Source organism: Paraburkholderia sp. BL27I4N3 (assembly GCF_003386115.1).
Taxonomy (GTDB): domain Bacteria; phylum Pseudomonadota; class Gammaproteobacteria; order Burkholderiales; family Burkholderiaceae; genus Paraburkholderia.
The window spans coordinates 4,603,308-4,627,937 of record NZ_QREJ01000001.1 but is presented as its reverse complement, the minus strand read 5'-3'; the positions used below and the strand labels follow the sequence as shown (position 1 = coordinate 4,627,937).

The 24,630-nt window shown below is 63.3% G+C and carries 19 protein-coding genes; 6 read left to right on the top strand and 13 right to left on the bottom strand.

Annotated elements, in window-relative coordinates; all coding sequences use genetic code 11:
- Nucleotides 1-14: 14 nt before the first annotated feature.
- Nucleotides 15-1,289 (top strand): D-amino acid dehydrogenase, encoded by a 1,275-nt coding sequence (locus tag B0G71_RS20970; RefSeq protein ID WP_116143874.1) that lies wholly within the window; start codon nt 15-17, stop codon nt 1,287-1,289.
- Between the two features lie 165 nt (nt 1,290-1,454).
- Here B0G71_RS20970 and B0G71_RS20965 read toward each other — a convergent pair whose 3' ends face one another.
- The 3 genes from B0G71_RS20965 to B0G71_RS20955 all read right to left on the bottom strand — a co-directional run bounded on the left by B0G71_RS20965 (nt 1,455) and on the right by B0G71_RS20955 (nt 8,751).
- On the bottom strand, nt 1,455-2,924 hold the full coding sequence (locus tag B0G71_RS20965) for a glutamate synthase subunit beta (RefSeq protein ID WP_116143873.1): 1,470 nt from the start codon (nt 2,922-2,924) through the stop codon (nt 1,455-1,457).
- A 121-nt stretch (nt 2,925-3,045) separates the two neighbouring features.
- Nucleotides 3,046-7,749, bottom strand: coding sequence for a glutamate synthase-related protein (locus tag B0G71_RS20960; RefSeq protein ID WP_116143871.1), 4,704 nt, complete (start codon nt 7,747-7,749; stop codon nt 3,046-3,048).
- A gap of 294 nt (nt 7,750-8,043) precedes the next feature.
- Complete coding sequence (locus B0G71_RS20955) at nt 8,044-8,751, bottom strand: transposase (RefSeq protein ID WP_116143869.1); 708 nt, start codon at nt 8,749-8,751, stop codon at nt 8,044-8,046.
- A gap of 187 nt (nt 8,752-8,938) precedes the next feature.
- On the opposite strand from B0G71_RS20955, the gene B0G71_RS20950 reads away from it, so the two are divergent.
- Nucleotides 8,939-9,664 (top strand): OmpW family protein, encoded by a 726-nt coding sequence (locus B0G71_RS20950; protein WP_116143867.1) that lies wholly within the window; start codon nt 8,939-8,941, stop codon nt 9,662-9,664.
- Between the two features lie 347 nt (nt 9,665-10,011).
- Nucleotides 10,012-10,392 carry a YqjD family protein gene (locus tag B0G71_RS20945; RefSeq protein WP_012434543.1) on the top strand — a complete coding sequence of 127 codons (381 nt, stop codon included), beginning with the start codon at nt 10,012-10,014 and terminating at the stop codon, nt 10,390-10,392.
- A gap of 126 nt (nt 10,393-10,518) precedes the next feature.
- On the opposite strand, the gene B0G71_RS20940 is transcribed toward B0G71_RS20945, so the two are convergent.
- The 7 genes from B0G71_RS20940 to pilM all read right to left on the bottom strand — a co-directional run bounded on the left by B0G71_RS20940 (nt 10,519) and on the right by pilM (nt 18,044).
- Nucleotides 10,519-11,724 carry a deoxyguanosinetriphosphate triphosphohydrolase gene (locus B0G71_RS20940; RefSeq protein ID WP_116143865.1) on the bottom strand — a complete coding sequence of 402 codons (1,206 nt, stop codon included), beginning with the start codon at nt 11,722-11,724 and terminating at the stop codon, nt 10,519-10,521.
- 71 nt (nt 11,725-11,795) lie between these two features.
- A complete protein-coding gene (gene aroB / locus B0G71_RS20935; protein ID WP_181916802.1) occupies nt 11,796-12,881 on the bottom strand; it encodes a 3-dehydroquinate synthase in 1,086 nt (361 codons plus the stop codon).
- Entirely contained in the window at nt 12,881-13,432 is a 552-nt protein-coding gene (locus B0G71_RS20930; RefSeq protein ID WP_106284162.1) for a shikimate kinase, read from the bottom strand. Before B0G71_RS20930 ends, aroB begins: the two co-directional genes overlap by 1 nt.
- Before the next feature lie 193 nt (nt 13,433-13,625).
- Complete coding sequence (locus B0G71_RS20925) at nt 13,626-15,398, bottom strand: type IV pilus secretin PilQ (protein ID WP_116143863.1); 1,773 nt, start codon at nt 15,396-15,398, stop codon at nt 13,626-13,628.
- The gene (locus tag B0G71_RS20920; protein ID WP_116143861.1) at nt 15,398-16,339 is read right to left on the bottom strand and encodes a hypothetical protein; all 942 of its coding nucleotides are present in this window, start codon (nt 16,337-16,339) and stop codon (nt 15,398-15,400) included. The genes B0G71_RS20925 and B0G71_RS20920 overlap by 1 nt, the downstream gene beginning before the upstream one ends.
- Nucleotides 16,336-17,055, bottom strand: coding sequence for a fimbrial assembly protein (locus tag B0G71_RS20915; RefSeq protein WP_116143859.1), 720 nt, complete (start codon nt 17,053-17,055; stop codon nt 16,336-16,338). The genes B0G71_RS20920 and B0G71_RS20915 overlap by 4 nt, the downstream gene beginning before the upstream one ends.
- Nucleotides 17,052-18,044 carry a type IV pilus biogenesis protein PilM gene (gene pilM / locus B0G71_RS20910; RefSeq protein ID WP_116143857.1) on the bottom strand — a complete coding sequence of 331 codons (993 nt, stop codon included), beginning with the start codon at nt 18,042-18,044 and terminating at the stop codon, nt 17,052-17,054. The genes B0G71_RS20915 and pilM overlap by 4 nt, the downstream gene beginning before the upstream one ends.
- A gap of 254 nt (nt 18,045-18,298) precedes the next feature.
- Between pilM and B0G71_RS20905 the strand changes: the two genes are divergently transcribed.
- The gene (locus tag B0G71_RS20905) at nt 18,299-20,698 is read left to right on the top strand and encodes a penicillin-binding protein 1A (RefSeq protein ID WP_116143855.1); all 2,400 of its coding nucleotides are present in this window, start codon (nt 18,299-18,301) and stop codon (nt 20,696-20,698) included.
- A 125-nt stretch (nt 20,699-20,823) separates the two neighbouring features.
- On the opposite strand, the gene cyaY is transcribed toward B0G71_RS20905, so the two are convergent.
- The gene (gene cyaY, locus B0G71_RS20900) at nt 20,824-21,141 is read right to left on the bottom strand and encodes an iron donor protein CyaY (RefSeq protein WP_011490036.1); all 318 of its coding nucleotides are present in this window, start codon (nt 21,139-21,141) and stop codon (nt 20,824-20,826) included.
- A gap of 35 nt (nt 21,142-21,176) precedes the next feature.
- Here cyaY and B0G71_RS20895 point away from each other — a divergent pair, with 35 nt between their 5' ends.
- Together B0G71_RS20895 and lysA are read left to right on the top strand one after the other, a co-directional pair.
- Nucleotides 21,177-21,515 carry an LPS translocon maturation chaperone LptM gene (locus tag B0G71_RS20895; protein WP_116143853.1) on the top strand — a complete coding sequence of 113 codons (339 nt, stop codon included), beginning with the start codon at nt 21,177-21,179 and terminating at the stop codon, nt 21,513-21,515.
- Nucleotides 21,516-21,524: 9 nt separating this feature from the next.
- The gene (gene lysA, locus B0G71_RS20890) at nt 21,525-22,787 is read left to right on the top strand and encodes a diaminopimelate decarboxylase (protein WP_116143851.1); all 1,263 of its coding nucleotides are present in this window, start codon (nt 21,525-21,527) and stop codon (nt 22,785-22,787) included.
- Between the two features lie 88 nt (nt 22,788-22,875).
- On the opposite strand, the gene msrQ is transcribed toward lysA, so the two are convergent.
- Nucleotides 22,876-23,580 carry a protein-methionine-sulfoxide reductase heme-binding subunit MsrQ gene (gene msrQ / locus B0G71_RS20885; RefSeq protein WP_116143849.1) on the bottom strand — a complete coding sequence of 235 codons (705 nt, stop codon included), beginning with the start codon at nt 23,578-23,580 and terminating at the stop codon, nt 22,876-22,878.
- Nucleotides 23,581-23,591: 11 nt separating this feature from the next.
- Entirely contained in the window at nt 23,592-24,587 is a 996-nt protein-coding gene (msrP, locus tag B0G71_RS20880) for a protein-methionine-sulfoxide reductase catalytic subunit MsrP (protein ID WP_116143847.1), read from the bottom strand.
- Nucleotides 24,588-24,630 lie beyond the last annotated feature (43 nt).

Below are 24,630 nucleotides of genomic sequence, written 5' to 3'. Positions count from 1 at the left end.
CGCAGTACACACACATGAAAACGATTGTTCTGGGCGGCGGCGTGATTGGCGTCGCCACTGCTTTTTACCTGCGCCAGCAGGGCTGCGAAGTCACCGTGATCGAGCGCGAACCGGACGTCGCGCTCTCCACCAGTTTCGGCAACGCGGGCGTGATCGCGCCGGGCTACGTCACGCCCTGGGCCGCGCCCGGCATGCCGGCGAAGATCCTCAAATATCTGTTCAAGCCGGCCTCGCCGCTGATCTTCCGCCCGACCTTCGATCCAGCTCAATGGCGTTGGATCGCGCGCTGGCTGCATGAATGCGATCTCGAACGGTTTCGCGTCAACAAGCAGCGTATGCAGCGCATTGCTTACTACAGCCGCGACTGTCTGCACGAATTCCGCGCTTGCTATCCGTTCGACTACGCCCGCAGCCAAGGCTATCTGCAGTTGTTCCGCAGCGAGTACGACGTCGAACTCGCGCAGCCGGCGCTCGCCGTGTTGCGCGACGCGGGTATCGCGCATCGGGAAGTGAGCGCGGCGCAGTGTGTCGAGATCGAGCCGGGTTTGAACTGGGCGCGTCAGGCGCCGCTCTCGGGGCTCTATCTGCCCGACGACGAAGCCGGCGATTGCGCACGCTTCACGCGCGAACTGCGCGCCATATGTGAACGCAATGACGTGCGCTTCCGTTTCGACACGCGGGTGACGTCGCTTGATGTGCAAGGCGGGGCGGTGCGCGCAGTGCGTATCGAGAGCGAGCGCGGCGCGGAGATGCTGTACGCGGATGCCGTGGTGGTGGCGCTGGGCGTCGACAGTGCGGGGTTGCTCGCGCGGCTCGGCGTGAAGGTGCCGCTTTATCCGGTGAAAGGCTATTCCGCGACGCTGCCCGTCACCGACGAAGAAAAAGCCCCGCGCGGCGCGTTGATGGACGAATCGCTGAAGACGGCAATCACGCGTTTTGGCAACAACCTGCGGGTAGCCGGCACTGCGGAACTCGGTAATCGGCAGACCACCTTGCGCGAACAGGCCTTGCAAACGCTCATGAAAGTGCTGAGCGACTGGTTTCCGCACGCGGCTAATCCCACGTCCGCGCATTTTTGGGTCGGCCGCCGTCCCATGACACCCGACGGCGCGCCGCTGCTCGGTCCGTCCGGCGTGGAGAAACTGTGGTTGAACCTCGGGCACGGCTCGACGGGTTGGGCGATGTCGATGGGTTCGGGACGTGTGGTCGCGGATTTGATCACGCACCGCAAGCCGGAGATCGATCTTGATGGGCTGACGTTGGGGCGGTACGGTAAATCACGTACATAGCGCAGCTGCACGCTGAAGTTAAAAAGCCGGGTCACCCTCTCAGGTGCCCGGCTTTGTTTTTTCACCGCTTGATGCACCGCTGACGCGGCACATTGTCGTCTCCACCTCTTCCTGCAAGCAGTAGCCGGCTCCCATGCCTCAGCACGAAAACCAGACGGGAGACGTTTAACGCGGCAGTTCCGAATGCCCCATCAGGAACGCGTCGACCGAACGCGCGCACTGACGGCCTTCACGAATCGCCCACACCACCAGCGACTGACCACGGCGCATGTCGCCGGCGGTGAACACCTTGTCCACCGACGTGTAATACGCCTTCTCGCCTTCGGTCGAAGCACGCACGTTGCCGCGATTATCCTTGTCGACGCCGAACGCTTCGAGCACCGGCGACACCGGCTGCGTGAAGCCCATGGCGAGCAGCACCAGATCGGCCTTCATTTCGAATTCGGAGCCCGGCACTTCCTGCATCTTGCCGTCCTTCCATTCGACGCGCGCCGCGATCAGCTTCTCGACCTTGCCATTCTTGCCTTCGAGGCGCTTGGTCGCGACTGCCCAATCACGCGAGCAGCCTTCGTCATGCGACGACGACGTGCGCAGCTTGATCGGCCAGTACGGCCACACGAGCGGCTTGTTTTCTTCTTCCGGCGGCTGCGGCAGCAATTCGAATTGCGTGACGCTCTTCGCGCCATGGCGATTCGACGTGCCCACGCAGTCCGAACCCGTATCGCCGCCGCCGATCACGACCACATGCTTGCCCTTCGCAAGCAACTGGTTCGCGACCTTGTCGCCGGCATTGACCTTGTTCTGTTGCGGCAGGAATTCCATCGCGTAGTGGATCCCTTCCAGCTCGCGGCCCGGCACCGGCAGATCGCGCGGCGTTTCCGAACCGCCCGCGATCACCACGGCGTCGAACTCTTCCTTCAGTTGCTCCGGCGAAACGGTTTCCTTCGCCGTGTTGCCGATATGCGCCGGCAGTGAATCCGCCTTGCCGATGAACACGCCCGCGCGGAACGTCACGCCTTCGGCTTCCATCTGACGCATGCGGCGATCGATCAGCCACTTTTCCAGCTTGAAGTCGGGAATGCCATAACGCAGCAAACCACCGATGCGGTCGTTCTTTTCGAACACGGTGACATCGTGCCCCGCGCGCGCGAGTTGCTGCGCGACGGCCAAACCAGCGGGGCCGGAACCGACCACGGCGACCTTCTTGCCGGTCTTGTGCTTCGGCGGCTGCGGCGCAACCCAGCCTTCGGCCCAGGCTTTGTCGATGATCGCGTGCTCGATCGACTTGATGCCGACCGGATCGTCATTGATGCCGAGCGTGCAGGCCGCTTCGCACGGCGCCGGGCAGATGCGGCCCGTGAACTCGGGGAAGTTGTTCGTCGAGTGCAGCACTTCGATCGCGTTCCTCCAGTCCTGATGAAACACCAGGTCGTTGAAGTCCGGGATGATGTTGTTCACCGGGCAGCCGTTGTTGCAGAACGGAATGCCGCAGTCCATGCAACGTGCGCCTTGAATCTTCGCTTCGTCGTCGGTCAGCGCGGCGACGAATTCCTTGTAGTGCTTCACACGCGTGAGCGGAGCTTCGTACGCCTCGTGGCGGCGTTCGAACTCGAGAAAACCGGTTGCCTTGCCCATGTGGTTCTCTTCTCTATCTAATCAGGTGGGGTGATCTACACCCGCCGCGTGCACCGTTGAACGGCGGGGCGCGGCGGATACGGCTTGTATGTGACGTCTTTGGCTTGAGGCCAGTTGCAAATCAGGCGGCGAGCACTTCCTTGTTCGCTTTCTTCGCGGCCATTTCGCCCAGCGCGCGCTTGTATTCGGTCGGGAACACCTTCACGAATTGACGGCGCGACGCGTCCCAGTTTTCGAGCAGCGCCTTGGCGCGCGGCGAACCCGTGAACTGGAAGTGACGCTCGATGAGTCCCTTGAGCAGCGCCTCGTCGGTTGCGCCGGCGTGCCACAGGCCCTTGTCGACCGTGCGTTCCTGTTCGGCGGTTTGCAGAACCGGATCGAGCGCGACCATCGACTTGTTGCACTTGCCCGCGAACGAGTTGTCCGGGTCGTACACGTAGGCGATGCCGCCCGACATGCCGGCCGCGAAGTTGCGGCCCGTTTCGCCGAGCACGACCACCGTGCCGCCCGTCATGTATTCACAACCGTGGTCGCCCGTGCCTTCGACAACCGCTGTCGCGCCCGAGTTACGCACGCAGAAGCGCTCGCCGGCGACGCCGCGGAAGAACGCTTCACCTTCGATCGCGCCGTACATCACCGTGTTGCCGCAGATGATGTTCTCTTCCGACTTGCCGCGGAAATCGTTGGTCGGACGGATGATGATGCGGCCGCCCGACAAGCCCTTGCCGACGTAGTCGTTACCGTCGCCGACGAGATCCAGCGTGATGCCCTTGGCGAGGAACGCGCCGAAGCTCTGGCCCGCCGTGCCCTTCAACTGGATGTGAATGGAGTCGTCGGGCAAGCCGTCGTGACCATACTTCTTCGCGATCGTGCCGGACAGCATCGCGCCGACGGTACGGTTCACGTTGCGCACCGGCTGGATGAACGAGACGTGCTCGCCCTTCTCGATCGCCGCCTTCGCCTTCTCGATCAGCGTGTGGTCGAGTGCCTTGTCCAGACCGTGGTCCTGCATGTCGACATGCTTACGCGCAACTTCAGCCGACACTTGCGGCAGATAGAACACGCGCGAGAAGTCCAGACCCTTGGCCTTCCAGTGCTCGATGCCCTTCTTCATGTCGAGCAGTTCGGCGTGGCCGATCAGGTCGTCGAACTTGCGGATGCCCAGTTGCGCCATGATTTCGCGCGCTTCTTCCGCAACGAAGAAGAAGAAGTTCACGACGTGTTCCGGCTGGCCCTGGAACTTCGCACGCAGCACCGGATCTTGCGTCGCGACGCCGACCGGGCAAGTGTTCAAGTGGCACTTGCGCATCATGATGCAGCCTTCGACGACGAGCGGCGCCGTCGCGAAACCGAACTCGTCCGCGCCAAGCAGCGCGCCGATCACGACGTCGCGGCCGGTCTTCATCTGACCGTCGGCCTGCACGCGGATACGGCCGCGCAACTGGTTCAGCACCAAAGTTTGCTGCGTTTCGGCGAGACCCAGTTCCCACGGCGTGCCGGCATGCTTCACCGACGACAGCGGCGACGCGCCCGTGCCGCCGTCATGGCCGGCGATCACGACGTGATCGGCCTTGGCCTTGGCGACACCGGCGGCAACCGTACCGACGCCCGATTCCGACACCAGCTTCACCGAGATGCTGGCCGCCGAGTTGGCGTTCTTCAGATCGTGAATCAACTGCGCCAGATCTTCGATCGAGTAGATGTCGTGGTGCGGCGGCGGCGAAATCAGTCCGACGCCCGGCACCGAGTAACGCAGCTTGCCGATGTAGTCCGACACCTTGTGGCCCGGCAACTGGCCGCCTTCGCCCGGCTTCGCGCCTTGCGCCATCTTGATCTGGATCTGATCAGCGGACGCGAGGTATTCCGCGGTCACGCCGAAACGGCCTGACGCCACCTGCTTGATCTTCGAGCGCAGCGAGTCGCCTTCCTTTAGCGGAATGTCGACGATCACTTCGTCGCCGATCACCGACTTCATGGTGTCGCCGTTCTTGATCGGAATGCCGCGCAGTTCGTTGCGATAACGGTTCACGTCCTCGCCGCCTTCGCCCGTGTTCGACTTGCCGCCGATGCGGTTCATCGCGACAGCCAGCGTGGCATGTGCTTCAGTCGAGATCGAGCCTAGCGACATCGCGCCGGTTGCGAACCGCTTGACGATTTCCTTCGCCGATTCGACTTCGTCGAGCGGGATGGCCTTGGTCGGATCGAACTTGAATTCGAACAGGCCGCGGAACGTCATGTGGCGCTTGGTCTGATCGTTGATCAGATGCGCGTATTCCTTGTATGTCTGATACGAGTTGCTGCGCGCCGAGTGCTGCAGTTTGGCGATCGCATCCGGCGTCCACATGTGTTCTTCGCCGCGCACGCGGTACGCGTATTCGCCGCCCGCGTCGAGCATGTTCGCAAGAACCGGGTTGTCGCCGAACGCGTCGCGGTGCAGACGGATCGCTTCTTCCGCGACGTCGAACAGGCCGATACCGCCCACCTTCGACGACGTGCCCTTGAAGTACTTCACCACCAGGTCTTCGGCCAGGCCGACCGCTTCGAAAATCTGCGCGCCGGTGTAGGACATGTAGGTCGAAATGCCCATCTTCGACATGACCTTCATCAGGCCCTTGCCGACTGCCTTCGTGAAGTTGTAGACCGCCTTCTCCGCCGACAGGTCGCCCTTCAGGCCGGCCGCGAGCTGGCTCAGCGTTTCCATGGCGAGGTACGGGTGCACGGCTTCCGCGCCGTAGCCCGCGAGCAGCGCGAAGTGGTGCGTTTCACGCGCCGAACCGGTTTCCACGACCAGGCCCGCGCTCGTGCGCAGACCATGCTGCACGAGGTGCGTATGAATCGCGGCGGTAGCCAGCAGCGCCGGAATCGCGACGTTGTCGCGGTCGGTCTTGCGGTCCGACACGATCAGCATGTTGTAGCCGGACTTGACCGCATCCACGGCTTCCGCGCACAGCGAGGCGAGGCGCGCTTCGATGCCTTCCTTGCCCCACGCCACCGGATAGCAGATGTTCAGTTCGTACGAGCTGAACTTGCCGCCCGTGTACTGATCGATCGCGCGGATCTTGGCGATGTCCTTGAAGTCGAGCACCGGCTGCGACACTTCGAGACGCATCGGCGGGTTGATGTTGTTCGTGTCCAGCAGGTTCGGTTTCGGACCGACGAACGACACCAGCGACATCACCATGTTTTCGCGGATCGGGTCGATCGGCGGGTTTGTCACTTGCGCGAACAGCTGCTTGAAGTAGTGATACAGCGTCTTGTTCTTGTTGGACATGACCGCGAGCGGCGAGTCGTTGCCCATCGAGCCGACCGCTTCTTCGCCGGCTTGCGCCATTGGCGCCATCAGGAACTTGAGGTCTTCCTGCGTGTAGCCGAACGCCTGCTGGCGATCCAGCAACGCAGCGGCTTCGCGGCGTTCCGTGGCGACGTCTTCGGCCTTCGCTTCGATCTCGTCGAGCTTGATGCGCACGGCGTCAATCCAGCTCTTGTACGGCTTGGCGTTCGCGAGGTTGTCCTTCAATTCCTTGTCGTCGATGATGCGGCCGTGTTCCATGTCGATCAGGAACATCTTGCCCGGCTGCAGACGCCACTTCTTGACGATCTTCGACTCGGGGATAGGCAGCGTGCCCGCTTCCGACGCCATGATGACGAGATCGTCGTCCGTGACGATGTAGCGCGCCGGGCGCAGGCCGTTACGGTCGAGCGTCGCGCCGATCTGACGGCCGTCGGTGAAGGCGATCGCGGCGGGGCCGTCCCACGGCTCCATCATCGCGGCGTGGTATTCGTAGAACGCGCGGCGGTTGTCGTCCATCAGCGTGTGCTGTTCCCAGGCTTCCGGGATCATCATCATCATGGCGTGGACGAGCGGGTAGCCGGCCATAACCAGCAGTTCGAGACAGTTGTCGAACGAGGCGGTGTCCGATTGGCCCGGATAAATTAGCGGCCAGAGCTTCGGCAGATCGTCGCCGAGCACGTGCGACGCGATCGCGCCGGTGCGGGCGTTCAGCCAGTTGACGTTGCCCTTGACCGTGTTGATTTCGCCGTTGTGGGCGATCATGCGGTACGGGTGAGCCAATTCCCACGCCGGGAACGTGTTGGTCGAGAAGCGTTGGTGCACCAGCGCCAGCGCCGACACCGTGCGCTCGTCCTGCAGGTCGCGGTAATACACGCCGACCTGGCCGGCCAGCAGCAGGCCCTTGTAGACGACCGTGCGCGCGGAGCACGACGGTACGAAGTATTCCTTGCCGTGCTTGAGCTTGAGCGCCTGGATGCGGTGGCTCGCGGTCTTGCGGATGATGTACAGCTTCCGCTCGAGTGCGTCCGTCACCATGATGTCCTTGCCGCGGCCGATGAAAATCTGGCGGATCAGCGGCTCGCTCGCCTTCACGGTGGGCGAAATCGGCATGGTGTGGTCGACCGGCACGTCGCGCCAGCCCAGCACGACCTGGCCTTCGGCCTTCACCGTGCGTTCCAGTTCCTGTTCACAGGCCAGACGCGACGCGTGTTCCTTCGGCAGGAAGACCATGCCGACGCCATATTCGCCGTGCGGCGGCAGCACCACGCCCTGCTTGGCCATTTCCTCGCGATAAAAGCCGTCCGGAATCTGGATCAGGATGCCCGCGCCGTCGCCCATCAGCGGATCGGCGCCGACGGCGCCCCGGTGGTCGAGGTTCTCGAGAATCTTCAGGCCCTGCTCGATGATCTCGTGGCTTTTCTTGCCCTTGATGTGAGCGACGAAGCCGACGCCGCAGGCGTCGTGCTCGTTTTGCGGGTCGTACAGACCTTGCGCGGCGGGAACCGGGTGAATCGGTTGCTGGTGGTCGTTCATGGGGACACCGTCTGTGAGGGGCCGGACAGGCCGTTAAACCGTTTTTCTATTGCCGCAGTGCGATTCACAACCGCGACGGCGCGCTCAACGCTCGATGCTACGCGCGTCAAAAAGCACCGGAATTCGGAATATACGCGACGAATCAATGGAATAGCAAATAAATCGTTGTCATTGAACCCCAATTATCAAGTTGGTGCATTGCGGTGAAATTTTATTGGTTCCACATCAAATTGGGGCAAAAGAAAACGGCATGCAAAGATGCCGTTTCGCTGCAGCTCATTGATGGAGAACGCTTTATTGCTGCTGCGGCGTCTCGCGCACCTTGCGTGGCCGCCCGCGTGGCAATGGCGATACACGCCGATTGGCGGCCCGCGCCGCCCACTCGCGGTATGTCTCGCTGCCCAAAACCCAGCCCTTCAGCGTGGCCTGCTGAAGCTGGCTGGCCTCGCGTTCGTCGAGCGGCTGCTCGCACAGTTCGCGGTACGCGCGCTGGCGTTCGAACGGCGTATTGCCCAGCGACCAGTACAGCGGATGGTCGGTAATCAGGCTGTCGAGCGTCAGGCCGATGTGATGGCGGTAGCTCGACCAACGGTAGTCTTCCGGCGCGCTCGCGAGTCCCGCACGCACCGGACACATTTCGACGACGCGGCTCGCCAGTAGAAAGTAGCGCTCGCCTTCGATCACCGTGGCTCTGTAGCGCCCTTCCCACAATGTGCCACGGCGCGCGTAGCGCCTGTTAAAGTGCGCCACGTAACGGCGCCCGACCGCCTGCATCGCCTTCGGCAGGCTCGACTCCTCGGTCGGCGTGACGAGCAGTTGCACCGCGCCCGGCATCAACGCATACGCGTGGATGGACAGGTGATGATCGCGTGAAGCCGCTTTCAAACAATCGATGAAAAGCTCGTAGTCCTGGTCGTCGACGAAAGCGGGCTGCTGATCGAGCCCGCGGAGGATGACGTGCTGCGGCTGGTCAGGGACATAGAGACGTGCAAGCCGTGCCATGCTGGAGTATCCGATAGTCGCGTTGGTACATACCCGAAGGTCCGAAGAACCGCATGCGCTCAAGCTTCGGCGCCATGCGGCAGAGCCAGAAACCACGCGGTGCTTAGGGAGAAAGCTCTAACCGCCGCGTATGGTTTGTTTCAAACGTTGTAGTCATAATGAGCGGGCCTTTTTTGGAGGAGCACATATGAAATTAAAACAGGCCGTAACGGGGATCGCGGCGCTAGCCTGCATGACAACGGCAGCGCACGCGCAATCGGCCGGTAGCTTTTACGTCACTTCGGGCTGGTTCCATCTAGCGCCTCAATCGAGCAGCCAACCGTTGAAAGTGACGAGCATCGGCGGCAGCCCGACCAACATCACCGAAGCCAACACCGGTGCAACCCTCGGCTCAGCCGACACCATCGGTTTCACTGCCGGCTACTTCGTTACCGATCACATCGCAACTGAGTTCGTCATTGGCGTGCCGCCATCGTTCGACCTGGAAGGTTCGGGCAGTCTCGCCCAGTTCGGCAAGCTGGGCCAGGCAAAACAGTGGAGCCCGACTCTGCTGTTCAAGTACTACTTCAATGCCCCGACCGCCACGTTCCGCCCGTATCTCGGCCTCGGCGTGAGCCGCGTCTCGTTCACCGACGAAAAGATCACCAATAGCGCGTTCGAGGCAAACGTTCTGCATGGTCCGACCACCGTCACTACGGATAGTTCGTGGGAGCCGGTGTTTAATGCCGGCTTCACTTATGCGTTCAACCAGCACTGGTTCGCGGGCGTCTCGATCTCGTACCTGCCGCTCAGCACGACCGCCAAGCTGAACACCGCGGCGAACACGCCGGTCGGTACTCTGAACGTGCAGTCGCAAACCAAGATCAAACTGAACCCGATCGTTTCCTACGTCAACATCGGTTACCGTTTCTAACGCTTCAAAAAATTAGGGCCGTTGAGGTAGGGTAGTCGAATTTTCGTGGCTTGGACAACGCCGTCATACATCCAATGACGGCGTTTTCATTTGTGCGCGCATCAGGCGACCGGTTCGGCGCTCATGAAGCCGCGCGGCGACTCCGCTGTCAGCGTTTGTAAATTTGACCCGGAATGGTGCCCGCCAGTGCAATGCCTGCCGACGAATCCGCGTTCGGACCACGGTGGCTAGGGCCTGCGGGGTTTGGCACCGAAGTTGCATTCGCATGGTGTTTCCCGCGTCCCGACGTGAAACTGCGTCTTCGTGACAACGCGCGGGTCCTTTTTCACCTCATCGACGGAGCGACCATGACTGCACTTCCGAATACGCGAGACGCCCTCGGCGAATCCTGGACCAGCACCAGCCGCCGTGCGCGGCGTATCGCTCGCCATAGCCGCCACGCGGCCGAAGATATCGCAGGCGAACTGCGCACGCTAATGTCGGAACTCGAATCCACGCTGGCGGACGGCACCCAAGCCGACGCGGTAGCGTTGCGCGGCAAACTTCGCAAACAACTCGACGTCGCGCGCGCGCGCCTGAACGATACGCGCGACGCCGTACGCGAACGCGCCCAGGTGGCGGTGGCAGACGCCGACGATTACGTGCATGAGAATCCATGGCAGACGATTGCGATCGTCGGGGGCGTTGCGCTGATTGCGGGCGCGTTGTTCGCGTCGCGGCTGCGTTAAGGCGCTACCGCGCAGGGCTGCCGCCGCCGGTTGAGCGGTGGCCTGCTGCAAGTGATCTGAACCGGTACATTGCACTGGCCCCGGCTCGCAAGTCGTCGCGGCCGGCGCGACTTTGTGCCGCGCTACTCAGTTGTCGTCGATCACGAACAGCCGCTGATATTCCTTGACCGCGTACCGATCCGTCATACCCGCGATGTAATGGGCGATCAGACGCGGTTGCTGCGTCGCGTCGGTTGACTGATAGCTTGGCGGCAGCAGTCGCGGGTCGTCCGTGAACGCGTCGAACAAACCGGCGACGACGCGGCGCGCCTTGTTGGCCATGCGCATCACGCGGTAATGGCGATACAGGTTTTTGAACAGGAAGCGCTTGAGCGCCGCAGCCTGCGTGGCAATCTCGTCACTGTGCGCGACGAGCGCGGGCGATAAGCGCACGGCGTCAAGCGACTCGGGCGCGTGCCTGTCCAGGTTCGACCTGGTCGTATCGATCAGATCGACAATCAGCGTATTGATGATGCGGCGCACTGTTTCGTGAATGAGACGTCGGCCTTCGATCTGCGGAAAGTCGCTACGCGCCGCCTCGTAGTGCACCTGCCACAACTCCACTTCGGCGAGTTGCTCGACAGTGAGCAGGCCCGAGCGCAAGCCGTCGTCGACGTCGTGGTTGTTGTAGGCGATCTCGTCGGCAACGTTCGCGATCTGCGCCTCGATGGACGGCTGCCGGCCTTCCAGAAAGCGCTCGCCCAATGCGCCGAGCCGCCGCGCATTCTCACGTGAGCAGTGCTTCAGAATCCCCTCACGCGTTTCGAAACACAGGTTCAGGCCGTTGAACGCGCCGTAGTGCTCCTCCAGATCGTCGACGACCGCGAGGCTCTGCAGATTGTGCTCGAAGCCACCGTGCTCACGCATGCATTCGTTGAGCGCGTCCTGTCCGGCATGGCCGAACGGTGTATGACCCAAGTCATGGGCGAGGGAGATGGCTTCGACGAGATCTTCGTTCACCCGTAGATTGCGTGCGACCGAGCGCGCGATCTGCGCGACTTCCAGGCTGTGAGTCAGACGCGTGCGAAACAGGTCGCCCTCGTGATTCACGAACACCTGAGTTTTGTACTCGAGCCGGCGGAATGCCGTCGAATGGACAATGCGGTCACGGTCGCGCTGGAATTCGGTGCGCGCGCTAGGGGCGGCTTCCGGATAGCGGCGACCGCGCGATTGCGCGGAATGCGCCGCGTACGGCGCGAGGTGCGCTTCGAGTGCTTCTTGCGAGGGCACGCTGATTGTCGCCGTGCCTGCCGCCGGTTCATGCTTTACATCGTCGCTGCGCCTGTCAGTCACCGGGTTCTCCGAATCATGGGCGGCGCCTCGTGACGCGAGTGCGTGCAGCGTTGCTGGATGCCCCGCGAGACTCAGACGGCGGCGGCCAGCGTGGCGTGCACCTCGGCGTCGGGCGCCTGGGTGATCAGCGTCTCACCGAAACGCTTCAGCAGAATGAATTTGATCGCGCCGGCTTCCGCCTTCTTGTCGACCCGCATGAGTTCGACATAACGCGACTCGCCGAGCGCGGGTGCCCGGGTCGGCAAATGGGCTGCGACGATCACGTCCACCAGACGCTTGCGGGCGGCCTCGTCGAGATAGCCGAGACGCACGGACAGATCCGCCGCCATCACCATCCCGCAGCCCACTGCTTCACCGTGCAGCCATTCGCCGTAGCCGAGGCCGGCTTCGATCGCATGGCCGAACGTGTGGCCGAAATTGAGGATGGCGCGCAGTCCGCCTTCGCGCTCGTCCTGTGCGACCACCGACGCCTTGATTTCGCATGACCGCTTGACCGCCTCGGCCAGCGCCTCGGATTCGCAGCGATTCAGTGCCGCGATATTGGCTTCGATCCAGCGAAAGAAACCCGCGTCGGCGATGGCGCCGGTCTTGATCACTTCGGCGATGCCCGCCGCCAGTTCACGCGGCGGCAGCGTGCGCAGCACGCCGATGTCGGCGATCACGGCCTGCGGCTGATAGAACGCGCCGATCATATTCTTGCCAAGCGGGTGATTGATGCCGGTCTTGCCGCCCACCGACGAATCGACCTGCGACAGCAAGGTGGTCGGCACTTGGATGAACGGCACGCCGCGCATATAGCAGGCGGCCGCAAAACCCGTCATGTCGCCGATCACGCCTCCGCCCAACGCGATCAGTGTGGTCTTGCGATCGGCGCGGCCGCCGAGCAGCGCGTCGAAAATCAGGTTCAGCGTTTCGAGGTTCTTGTACGCTTCGCCGTCCGGCAAGACGACCGTGGACACCTGCTTGCCGAGCGGCGCCAGCGCGGCGCGCAGCTTGTCGCCGTATAGCGGATCGACGGTGGTATTGGTGACGATGGTGACCGAACTGCCGGCGATGTGCGGCGCGAACAGCGCTGTCTGGCCGATCAGATCGGCACCGATATGGATGGGGTAGGCGCGCTCGCCCAGTTCGACGTTGACGGTATTCATACGGTCCATTATGACGCAGGATGTTTGGCGACGCCGGCCATCTCGAGCTGCATCAGAACCATGTTGACGAGTCCGTTGACCGAAGGTCGGCCGGTCTCGATCACGAAATGCGCGCATTCCCGGTATAACGGGTCGCGCACTTCGTAGAGCGCTTCGAGACGCGCTTTGGGGTCTTCGGTCTGCAACAGCGGGCGATTCTTGTCGCGCCGGGTGCGCAGCCACAGGTCGTGCGGATTGGCGCGCAGATAGATCACCACGCCGCGATTCTGCAAGGCTTCGCGATTTTCCGGCCGCAGTATCGCGCCGCCGCCAGTGGCGAGGACGATATTGTCACGCCCGGTCAGGTCGGAAATCACGCTGGCTTCGCGCTCGCGGAAGCCCGCTTCGCCCTCCAGCTCGAAGATCACGGGGATGCGCGCGCCTGTGCGCGCCTCGATTTCATGGTCGGAATCGAAGAATGGGCGATCGAGACGGCGCGCAATGGCCCGGCCCACGGTGGTTTTCCCTGCCCCCATGAGCCCTACGAAAAATACATTGGCGTGTGCGTCCCGCGCTTGCAACGGTGTCCTCTGGCTAATCCGGTTTGGTTCGTGCCGCAGCTTACTGGCAAAGCGGCTGCCTTGTCGAGCCTGCGCCCCGCTTGAGAGTGCCCTCAGGCCTGTCGCTTCGCGCCAGGCCGCTTGATAGGGCTTCCGGCGCAGCGCAAAAGCCGCGGCGGTCCGGTGCTCTCTCGCAAGCGGCGACAGCGTGCCCCTAATTTGTCTGAACGACGCGCGGCGTGATGAAAACTGCCAGTTCGCTGCGCTGATCGCGATGAGCCCGATGGCGGAAAAGCGCACCCAAAACCGGTATTTTGCCCAGGACCGGAACCCGCGTCACATCGTCCCGGTCGTCGGTCGCATAAATTCCGCCGATCGACACCGTACCACCATCCTCGACCTCGACGCGCGTTTGCACGTGCTTGGTGTTGATCGCGGGTCCGGCGTCGGTCTGCTCGCCGACGCTGTCTTTGGCGACGTCGAGGTCCAGCACCACCCGGCCGTCCGGCATGATTTGCGGCTCGACCTCCAGTTTGAGCGTGGCGCGGCGAAACTGCACGCCCGATACGCCCTGCCCCACTTTTGCCTGATACGGCAGCTCGGTGCCCTGCTCGACGACCGCTTTCATCCGGTCGGCCGTGACCACGCGCGGGCTCGAGACGATTTCGCCGCGCCCCTGCGCTTCGAGCGCGCTCAGTTCGATGTTCAGCAGCCGCGTCGCGCCGGCGGCGAACAAGGTCAGGCCGGCGGTCGCGACGTCGAAGCCGGAAATCGGGCGGGCCGACAGATCATAGCCGGCGTCGGTCAAGCCTTTCGCGGTGCCGTCGGCGTTCGCGGCCGCCATGGAAAGCTTCACGCCGAGATTGCGCGAAAACCCATGTTCGCCCTCGACGATACGCGCTTCGATCAACACCTGGCGCGTCGGCCGGTCGACGGAGGCTAGCAGCGCGGCAATCTGCGCGAGGCGCCCTTCGAGATCGGTCACGAACAGCAGATTGGTGCGCGGATCGGCAGTCGCGGCACCGCGTTTGGACAGCACACGCTGAGCGCCCGAACCGGTCAGCAGACGCCTGACATCTTCGGCGTGTGCGTAGTGCAGCTCGAAAGTGCGGCTCGCGAGCGGCTCGAGATCGGCGGCCCGGGCGTGGGCTTCGAAGCGCTGCCGCTCACGCGCGGCCAGATCCGCCATCGGCGCGACCCAGATCACGTTGCCGTGGCGCTCCATGGCGAGCCCGTTGACGTCGAGCAGCGTGTCGAACGCGGTGCGCCACGGCACTTTGTCGAGCCGCAGCGAGACGGCGCCGCGCACTCTCTCGCTCGCAACGATGTTCAGCCCGGTGAATCGGGCGAACGCATTCAGCACAGCGCCGAGTTCGGCACGCTGGAAATTCAGCGAGATCGGTTTGTCGTCGGGCGCGAGGGCCGCGTCGGCGGCGCTGCGTGGCGCATTGCTCAGACGTGCGAGCGGTGGCAGCGGCACCGGCGGACCCTCGAGCGTGGCGGTGCCGGTGCCGGTGGCATCGGCGCGAGTTGGGACGGTGGACTGTCTTCGCAGCGGCACGGAGCCGTCGGAATCGGCGTCCGCATCGTCGGGCGTCGAAGCGGCGGATTGGCTTCGCGACGGCGGAGACACCAAGCCCTCGGCGGCGTCGGCGGCAGCAGGCTCCCCCGTACGAGTATGGGCCGATGTCGCGCCCATACTCGGTGCGTCCGCGTCGTCTGCGAAATCCTGACGAAACGGATTGGGCACCTCGGTGGAAACGATACGTGGCAGCGGCGGTGAGCCGTTGTACGAAGCATCGCGTGGCGATACCGCGTCGTCGAACGGCATGTAGGCGGGCAGCGGCGGCAGCGGTGGAGTCGACGCCTGTGCTACGCCGGCGCCCAGCGCGGCGCTGAAATACAGGCCAAGACACGTCTTGAGGCGAGGCGACGCACGCGTATCGGCACTCGACAAGGCAAAAGGAAATGGTTTCGGCAATCTCATCAGGAAGCCTCCGCCAGCGCTAGCGTGCGTGTCGCGCCATCCTTCGCGAGCGTAATGCCGGACGCGTCCTGCTTCGTGACACGCTCGGCGCCGATCCGCTCTCCTGGCTCGACGTTGGTCACGCCGTCCGGTGTTTCGAGCACGGCCAATCCACGCGTGCGATCGCTCAGCAATCCGACCAGACGCAGTGGCGAGCCATCGGGCAGATCGCCGGCGGCCTGCATCTGCGGCTGCGGCTGCGAAAACGGATCGAAGAAGACAATCTCTTCATCGTCGTCCGAATCGAGGCTGTCGTCGTCGAGTGCTTCCACCGAGTTTGCCGACGACGTCGGCCGCAGCGCGTCGAACACGCGTAACGTGGTGCTCACCGACAACGACGCCGCGGCTTCCCGCTTGACGGTCACGTCGACGGGCACGATCAGCACCGGCAGATCGGACAGTCCGCGCAGGAAGGCCATCAGGTGAACGAAGTCCGTGCGCGCGGTCAGTTGCAACGGACGCATACGCTCAACGCCCGCGCCGCTCACCGCTCCGGGCTCCACCGCTAGCAACGCGACGCTATTTTGCGCAGCCAGTTCGGAGACGATGCGGAGGTCGTCCGCGGAACTCCACGGCCCTGATGAACGCGCCGCCGAAGCAGCAAGCGGCATGGCGGCAGCTTCGCGGCGCAACGCAGGCAATTGCGCAAGCGCATGCCGCGCGTTCGCGAGACGCAAGCGACTGGCCTCCAACGCCGCGCGGCTCGCTTCGACGCCGCCGAGATCGGCCACCACCCAACCATGCGCGCCCAAACCGAACACCACAACGGCAATCATCAACGCGACCAGCCAGCGGCGGCGCCGGCTCCATGCATCAAGCGGCACGCGCACGCGTTTCATCCAATGGGAAAGAACAAGCCGCGCATTTGCCGCGCCGCCGAACTCGACAAAGATCGTACTCATTTCGCACCTCTTGATTGTTCAGACTTCATAGGACGCTGCGTGGTGGCCCCAGCCAGGTGAGCCGTTTTTTGCGCGGGCTCGCTCCAACGCAGATGCGCGCCGAATTCGATCGGACCGGCCACGCTCGCTGGCGCGAGCGCACCGCCGCGCGGAACAGAACGATGCAGGTCGCTCACTTCCGCACCCTTCACGCCCCGGATCGCACTCAAGCGCTTAAGCCACTCGGCCGAAGCGAGATGCCCGCGCGACGTCGCCAGCAACTCGGTCTCGTTTTCACGCTGACGCAACTGCTGCAACACCACGCCGTCGCCCGGGTCGAAACTCAATGCGTCGAGCAGATCGCGCAGATGTGTGAGCGGATCAGAAAGGCTTTTTGCGCGGGCGACGTTCTGCCGCTGTTCGTCTCGCGTGCGCAGCAACGTGGCATGCTCGGCGAGCGGCGCAGATAGATGCGTGAGCGTGTGTTCGACCGACACGCGCTGTGCCTCGAGCCGCGCCCTCCCGATTGCCTGCCAGGCGACCAGCACGAAGACGGCGGCAAAACCGGCGCAGACCGCGGCAATCCATTCGAGCACGCGCCGTCGACGCGCAAGCCGCGCGTCGCGCTGCCGATAAGGCAGCAGATTGAAACCACCAAGCCTGGATCGCGCGAAGCGCATGCCGCGTTCCGGTGCTCGCGTGTCGGAGGCCGTGGCGTAGAACATGCGCCCGGTCATTCGAGCACCCCGCGTAGCGCAAGTCCGAATGCGACCGCGCCGGCCGGTTCGTGCAACAGCGAACCGTCCAACGGTCGAACAAGGCCGCCGAGCGGCGCACACTCGAACGGAAGGACCGTGCAGCCCAAGACGTCGGCGATATCGGCAGTCGAGAAACCCACGCCGCCGAGCAGATCGACCTCACCGCTCACCAGCGCGCAGTCAAGTTCCGGGCCGTGCGCCATATCGCGCAATGCATCGGCGAGATCGGTATGTTCGGGCGCCGGGTAGCGCATCTCGCTGGCGACGATGTCGTCCACGATTCGCCAGCCGTACACGCCGTCCGTGCCGATCCACAACGCGACATACGGCTCGTGCGGATCGAGCTCGTAACTCGCCGCGTAGCGCATGGCGCGCAACGCCGCATGGGGCTCACCGTCGATGGCGGTGAGCGAGATGCCGGCAATCGCCGCGCATTCGATTCGCGCTTCGAGATGTTGCCGCGCGGTGGCGGCAATGGTCACGGAGCGGACCGGCGCATACGCTTCGTCGAGATACCAGTCGACAGCGAGAGCATGGCGCTCGAGGCCCGCAATGCGCTCGACTTCGCTCATCACCGCCGGCTCCAGTTCAGCCAGTTGATGCCCGCCGTCTTCCGAACAACCGCTCTGCGCGGCAAGCCGCGTGAGCGGCACCGTGGTGGTCATGGTGGCCGACGCGGGCAGCGCCATCGCGCACCTCAGGGCGTGGGTCGCGCAGGCGTGCGGCAGACCCGCGAACGCGTCGCGCAACGCACGCGCCACCGCGTGCCGGTCCGCGATCTCGCTGCCGGCCATTGCACCGGCAACAAGTGGGACCGTGCTCGCGTATTCGATATGCAGCGCACCCGGTGAGCGCGCGCGCTGACTCAGCACGACCAGACGCACAGTCTGCGAGCCAACATCGATACCCGCGGCAAAACGCTGCGCGCCGGGTTGCACTGCCTGAAGCCAAGATCTTTTCAACGCCATGACGCCCTCCCTCTGATTCACGCGACGAACCATTCGAACGCGAGTGATGAGGAAGAATTGTGCGCAGCCGCGCCGCCGCGCGACACTCAGCCAAACGGCTAACGTTAAGCAACGCACGACCTGTACGCGATCAAAGCGACTACAGTGATGTCATTCCCGCGCGGCGCGCAGACTTGTCAAGAAGTGTCAGTAAGCATGCCGAAAGCTGAAAAGCGAGACGGCTATAATCGCGGGACTGTTTTTTTGGTGCCTACATGCAATCCACGTCTTCTACGTCCCCGCCGCCCGCGCCCAAAAAGCGCAAACGCCCGTTGTGGCTGAAGCTCATCCTGGGCTTCGTGGGTCTGATCGTCGCAGGCATTCTGTGCGGGCTCCTGGTGCTCGGCTATGCGCTCGTCGTCGCCACGCCCAATCTGCCCTCGCTCGATGCGTTGACCGACTACCGCCCGAAGGTGCCGCTGCGCATCTATACGGCCGACCATGTGCTGATCGGCGAATTCGGCGAGGAACGGCGCGACATCGTCCATATTCAGGATGTGCCCGATAGTTTGAAGAAGGCGATCCTCGCCATCGAAGACGCGCGCTTCTACGATCACGGCGGCGTCGATCTCACGGGCATTGCGCGCGCGGGCTTCGTCGCGCTGACGAATGGCCACGCGACCCAGGGCGCAAGCACGATCACCATGCAGGTGGCGCGCAACTTCTTTCTCTCGAGCGAAAAGACCTACACGCGCAAGATCTACGAGATGCTGCTGGCGTACAAGATCGAATCGAAGCTGTCCAAGGATCAGATTCTCGAGGTGTACATGAATCAGATCTATCTCGGCCAACGCGCCTACGGCTTTGCGAGCGCGGCGCGCGTGTACTTCGGCAAGGACCTGAAGGATCTGACTTTGGCGGAATCGGCCATGCTGGCGGGCTTGCCGAAAGCGCCGTCCGCGTATAACCCGGTGGTCAATCCGAAGCGTGCGAAGGTGCGTCAGGAGTACATCCTGCAGCGCATGTACGAACTGCACTACATCACGCAGGAACAGTACGACCTGGCGAGCAGGCAGCCGCTCGTGGTCAAGGGCGCGGGCAAGGAGTTCAGCGTGCACGCGGAGTACGTCGCGGAAATGGTGCGTCAGATGATGTACGCGCAGTATCGCGAAGAAGCCTACACGCGCGGCCTGAACGTGGTGACCACGATCGATTCCGCCGATCAGGACGTCGCGTACCGCGCGCTGCGCAAAGGTCTGATGGACTACGAACGGCGTCACGGCTATCGCGGTCCGGAAGCGTTCATCGATCTGCCGTCCGACGCCGACGACCGCGAACAGGCCATCGACGACGCCTTGCTCGAACACCCGGACAACGGCGAGATCATTGCCGCGGTGGTCACCGCGGCGAGTCCGAAGCAGGTGCAGGCTGCTTTCATCGACGGCAATGTCGCGACGATCCAGGGCGACGGCCTGCGCTTCGCGCAGTTCGCGCTCGGTCCGCGGGCGCAACCGAATCAACGTGTGCGGCCCGGCGCGGTCATCAGGCTCGTCAAGAACGACGACGGCAACTGGTCGATCACGCAACTGCCACAGGTGGAAGGCGCGTTCGTTTCGGTGATCCCGCAAGATGGCGCGATCCGCGCGCTGGTCGGTGGCTTCGACTTCAACAAGAACAAGTTCAATCACGTCACGCAAGCGTGGCGCCAGCCGGGGTCGAGCTTCAAGCCGTTCATCTATTCGGCGTCGCTCGAAAAAGGCCTCGGACCGGCAACCGTGATCAACGACGCGCCGCTCTTCTTCAGCGCGGCCGAGACCGGCGGCCAGGCGTGGGAGCCGAAGAACTATGGCGGAGGCTTCGACGGCCCGATGACCATGCGCACCGCGTTGCAGCGCTCGAAGAACCTGGTGTCGATTCGTATCCTGAACCAGATCGGCACGAAGTACGCGCAGCAGTACATCACGCGTTTCGGCTTCGACGCGGATCGCCACCCGGCTTATCTGCCGATGGCGCTAGGCGCCGGTCTCGTCACGCCGTTGCAGATGGCGGGGGCGTTCTCGGTGTTCGCCAACGGCGGCTATCGGGTCAATCCGTATCTGATCGCCGAAGTCACCGATCAGCGCGGCATGGTGGTCGCGCATGCGCAACCGCTGGTCGCCGCGCAGAGCGCGCCGCACGCGATCGAGCCGCGCAATGCGTACGTGATGAACAGCCTGCTGCAAAGCGTCGCGCAACGCGGCACGGGCGCCAAGACCAACGTGTTGAAGCGCACTGATCTCGCCGGCAAGACGGGCACGACCAACGACTCGCGCGACGCGTGGTTCGCCGGCTATCAGCACACGCTCACCGCGATTGCGTGGATCGGCTACGACAATCCGCGCAGTCTCGGCGACAAGGAAACCGGTGGCGGCCTCGCGTTGCCGGTGTGGGTCGAATACATGGGGCGCGCGCTGAAGGGCGTGCCGGAGTACAAGATGCCCAAGCCCGACGACGTCACGGAAATCGGCTCGGAGCTTTATTTCGACGAGTTCACGCCGGGAAATGGTTTCGTTGCCACCGTCGGCATCAGTCAGGCGACACTCGATGCACAGTCGAGTGCTGCGTCGGCGGCGGCACCTGAGCAGGTCGGCGAGCAGGAGAAGCAGGACATCATGAATCTGTTCCGCGGACACTGACGCGCCCGCTTATGCAGTCCAGCAGAAAAGCAAAATGGCCGCGCTCAATGCGTGGCCATTTTGCTTTGTGCGATCAGGGCGAATCGATTCGGCCGCTTTGGCGGCGCTCGCCCGATCGGCGGATCTTACGCTTCGAAGTGAACCGGCTCGCCGGCCTGCTGCGTCGCGTACTCCGACAGCGCGGCGAAAAACTCCGTGCCGCTGCGCGTGTCGCGCCATTCGCCGTCGACGAAACGGAAGTGGAAACCGCCCGCTTTCGCCGCGATCCAGATCTCGCTCATGGGCGGCTGAAGGTTGACGATAATCTTCGAACGGTTCTCGAATTCGAGGGTCAGGACGTTGCCGCTGCGCTCCAGTTCGATGTCGGCATCCGTGTCGTCGAGCGCGCGTTCGATGGCGGCTAGCGCGGCTTCCGCGCGGGTCAGGTATTCACTATCGGACATGCTAAACTCCATCGATTATTTATTCAGGGACAGTCATGCGAGTCGTATCTCGGATGCGCGCGGCGGCGCCCGGCCGCGCGATTGTAGCGGTTTTAGCCATTCTCGCAGGTTGTGCACTTGCCGGCTGCGGACAACGCGGTTCGCTCTATTTGCCCCACGTGCCGCCGCTACCGGCCAAGCCGTCCGACCGCACGCAAACCCCGGACGTCGCGCAGCCCGCGTCGACTACCTCCACCGACATGAGCACTGTTCCGGATACCTCCGGCACACCGCTTTCGTTGGCGCCGGAAAACGAACTCGCCGCGCCGCCCGCCTCCGCTGCATCCGCCACGACGGCTCCGCTGCCTGCTTCCGCCGCCACACCCGTTCAATAAGACTTTCGCATGACTCGATCCGCATTTGACTACGTCGACGGCGTGCTGCACGCCGAAGGCGTGTCCGCCGTCTCCCTCGCCGAGCAGTTCGGCACGCCGCTGTATGTGTACTCGCGCGCCGCGCTCACCGAGGCGTGGAACGCTTACGCAGGCGCTTGCGCGGGCCGTCGCGCGAGCGTGCATGTCGCCGTCAAGGCCAATAGCAATCTCGCGGTGTTGAACGTGTTCGCGCGCCTCGGCGCCGGCTTCGATATCGTGTCGGGCGGTGAACTGGCGCGTGTGCTGGCCGCCGGCGGCAAAGCGGAAAACACCGTGTTTTCCGGCGTCGGCAAGAATGCGGACGAGATGCGCGATGCGCTAGCGGCGGGGGTGAAATGCTTCAACGTCGAATCGATTCCCGAACTCGACCGCCTGAATGCGGTTGCCGCGGCAATGGGCAAGAAGGCGCCTGTCTCGCTGCGCGTGAATCCGGACGTCGACGCAAAGACGCATCCGTATATTTCCACCGGCCTGAAGTCGAACAAGTTCGGCGTCGCGTTCGAAGACGCGCGCGCTACGTATCAGGCGGCGGCGGCCATGGCGAATCTCGAGGTGGTCGGCATCGACTGCCATATCGGCTCGCAGATCACCGAAGTCGCGCCGTATCTCGACGCGGTCGACAAAGTGCTGGAACTGGTCGAGCAGATCGAACAGGACGGCGTGAAGATTCGTCACATCGACGTGGGCGGTGGTCTCGGCATCACGTACGACGATGAAACGCCGCCGGAAATCGGCGAGTTCGTGCGCACCGTGCTGGATCGAATCGAAGCGCGTGGTCACGCTCATCGTGAAGTGTATTTCGAGCCGGGCCGTTCACTGGTCGGCAATGCGGGCGTGCTGCTTACGCGCGTCGAGTTTTTGAAGCCGGGCGCGGAAAAGAATTTCGCAATCGTCGACGCGGCTATGACCGATCTCGCACGCCCCGCCATGTACGAGGCGTATCACGCGATCGACCCGGTCGTGAAGCGCGACGTGCCGGCGCACGTGTATGACGTGGTCGGTCCGGTTTGCGAGAGCGGCGACTGGCTCGGACGTGAGCGTCTGCTCTCGGTAGAACCCGGCGATCTGCTCGCGATTCGTTCGGCCGGCGCGTACGGCTTCGTGATGAGCTCGAACTACAACACACGTCCGCGCGCGGCCGAGGTGATGGTTGATGGTACACAGGTGCATGTGGTCCGCGCACGCGAAGAGGTGAAGCAGCTGTTTGCGGGCGAAAGCATTCTGCCGGCATAACCTTCAATAGCTGCGCCAATATCGAAAAAAGGCGATGCCGCGTGGCATCGCCTTTTTCTGTTTACAACGCGAGGCCCACCAACGCTCGTCAGCGTGTCTTCAACTTTCTGTCACGCAGCCACACGATCAAGCGCCAGCCGAGCAACGCCACCATGATCGCGCCGTAAATCTTCGGCAGGATCAGATCGTGTTTGCCGGCCTTCATCCACCAGAAGTGCAGGATCGCGAGCGCGCCGATCGCATAGATGGAACGATGCAGCATTTGCCAGCGACGCCCGAGCTTGCGCACCATCGCACTCGGCGACGTTACGGCCAATGCGATCAGCAACACGAACGCCGCGAAGCCCACCGTGATGAACGGCCGCTTGCCTATGTCCTTGATGATCGCGGCGACGTCGAACCACTTGTCGAACCAGAGGTAAGTGGTGAAATGCAGCGTCGCGTAGAAGAACGCATAGAGCCCGAGCATGCGGCGAAAGCGCACGAACGCGGCAACGCCAGTGAGTTTGCGCAACGGCGTCACAGCAAGCGTGATGCAGAGGAAAACGAGCGTCCAGAGACCGGTCGAGCGCGTGATGAATTCGATCGGATTCGCGCCTAGCCGGTCAGTCACGCCGAACAGCACGATGCGCGCGAGCGGATACCACGCGGCGATGAATACCGCGATCTTGGCCGGCACGATCCAGCGCGCGCCGGTTGCGGGCCGCTTTGCCGTCGTTGTTGTGGCGGACACCTGCGCGCGCGGCGCTTTGCGTTCGGTCTGCGTGGCGGATTGCGTCTCAGAGGAAGCCATGTTCGCGCCGCTCAGAAATTCTTCTTCAGGTCCATGCCCTGATACAGCGACGCGACCTGATCGCCGTAGCCGTTGAACATCAACGTCTTGCGCTTGGGCGTGAAAAAACCGTCTTCGCCGATACGACGCTCGGTCGCCTGACTCCAGCGCGGATGATCGACGTTCGGATTCACGTTCGAGTAAAACCCATATTCGCTCGATGCATACGTGTTCCAGCTGGTCGGCGGCTGCTTGTCGAGAAAGCGGATCTTCACCAGCGACTTCGCGCTCTTGAAGCCGTATTTCCACGGCACCACGACGCGCACCGGCGCGCCGTTCTGATTGGGCAGCACCTGGCCGTACAGGCCCATCGTCAGCAACGTCAGCGGATTCATCGCTTCGTCCATGCGCAGCCCTTCGGAGTACGGCCAATCGAGCACGGGCGCCGACAGTCCGGGCATTTGCGACGGATCGGCGAGCGTGATGAATTGCACGTATTTAGCGTTGCCCGTCGGCTGAACGCGCTTGATCAATTCCGCGAGCGGCACGCCGATCCACGGAATCACCATCGACCATCCTTCGACGCAGCGCATTCTGTACACGCGCTCTTCCAGCGGCGCGAGCTTGAGTAACTCGTCGATGTCGTAGACCTTCGGATTCTTGATCTCACCCTCGACGCTCACCTTCCACGGATGCGGGCGCAGCGTCCCGGCGTTGTGGGCGGGATCGGCTTTGTCGGTGCCGAACTCGTAGAAGTTGTTGTACGTGGTGATGTCCTTGAACGGTGTGATTTTGTCGAGCGCGACGAATTTGGCGTTGGTCTTAGCCGCCAGCTTCTGCGCCTTCGGGTCCGGCGACGTGTAAGCCGCCAGCGCCTCGCCGTTCACTCCGATCAGACTGCCGAGCGCCACCGCGCCGGCCGCCTGCAACACGCGCCGCCGGTTCTGAAAGACGTGCTGCGGCGTGATTTCGCTGCGCGCGATGTCGTCGCCATTCAATTGAATTCTGTCGCTACGCTTGATCCACATCGTGCTGCTCCTTGCCGGCCCGCCGGTCTGTACATCCTAAGGG

What these genes read in the sequence shown, in the direction of transcription:
- B0G71_RS20970 (WP_116143874.1), top strand. Translation starts at nt 15, where the DNA reads ATGAAAACGATTGTTCTGGGCGGCGGCGTGATTGGCGTCGCCACTGCT.
- B0G71_RS20965 (WP_116143873.1), bottom strand. Translation starts at nt 2,924, where the DNA reads ATGGGCAAGGCAACCGGTTTTCTCGAGTTCGAACGCCGCCACGAGGCG.
- B0G71_RS20960 (WP_116143871.1), bottom strand. Translation starts at nt 7,749, where the DNA reads ATGAACGACCACCAGCAACCGATTCACCCGGTTCCCGCCGCGCAAGGT.
- B0G71_RS20955 (WP_116143869.1), bottom strand. Translation starts at nt 8,751, where the DNA reads ATGGCACGGCTTGCACGTCTCTATGTCCCTGACCAGCCGCAGCACGTC.
- B0G71_RS20950 (WP_116143867.1), top strand. Translation starts at nt 8,939, where the DNA reads ATGAAATTAAAACAGGCCGTAACGGGGATCGCGGCGCTAGCCTGCATG.
- B0G71_RS20945 (WP_012434543.1), top strand. Translation starts at nt 10,012, where the DNA reads ATGACTGCACTTCCGAATACGCGAGACGCCCTCGGCGAATCCTGGACC.
- aroB (WP_181916802.1), bottom strand. Translation starts at nt 12,881, where the DNA reads ATGGACCGTATGAATACCGTCAACGTCGAACTGGGCGAGCGCGCCTAC.
- B0G71_RS20925 (WP_116143863.1), bottom strand. Translation starts at nt 15,398, where the DNA reads ATGAGATTGCCGAAACCATTTCCTTTTGCCTTGTCGAGTGCCGATACG.
- B0G71_RS20920 (WP_116143861.1), bottom strand. Translation starts at nt 16,339, where the DNA reads ATGAGTACGATCTTTGTCGAGTTCGGCGGCGCGGCAAATGCGCGGCTT.
- B0G71_RS20915 (WP_116143859.1), bottom strand. Translation starts at nt 17,055, where the DNA reads ATGACCGGGCGCATGTTCTACGCCACGGCCTCCGACACGCGAGCACCG.
- pilM (WP_116143857.1), bottom strand. Translation starts at nt 18,044, where the DNA reads ATGGCGTTGAAAAGATCTTGGCTTCAGGCAGTGCAACCCGGCGCGCAG.
- B0G71_RS20905 (WP_116143855.1), top strand. Translation starts at nt 18,299, where the DNA reads ATGCAATCCACGTCTTCTACGTCCCCGCCGCCCGCGCCCAAAAAGCGC.
- cyaY (WP_011490036.1), bottom strand. Translation starts at nt 21,141, where the DNA reads ATGTCCGATAGTGAATACCTGACCCGCGCGGAAGCCGCGCTAGCCGCC.
- B0G71_RS20895 (WP_116143853.1), top strand. Translation starts at nt 21,177, where the DNA reads ATGCGAGTCGTATCTCGGATGCGCGCGGCGGCGCCCGGCCGCGCGATT.
- lysA (WP_116143851.1), top strand. Translation starts at nt 21,525, where the DNA reads ATGACTCGATCCGCATTTGACTACGTCGACGGCGTGCTGCACGCCGAA.
- msrQ (WP_116143849.1), bottom strand. Translation starts at nt 23,580, where the DNA reads ATGGCTTCCTCTGAGACGCAATCCGCCACGCAGACCGAACGCAAAGCG.
- msrP (WP_116143847.1), bottom strand. Translation starts at nt 24,587, where the DNA reads ATGTGGATCAAGCGTAGCGACAGAATTCAATTGAATGGCGACGACATC.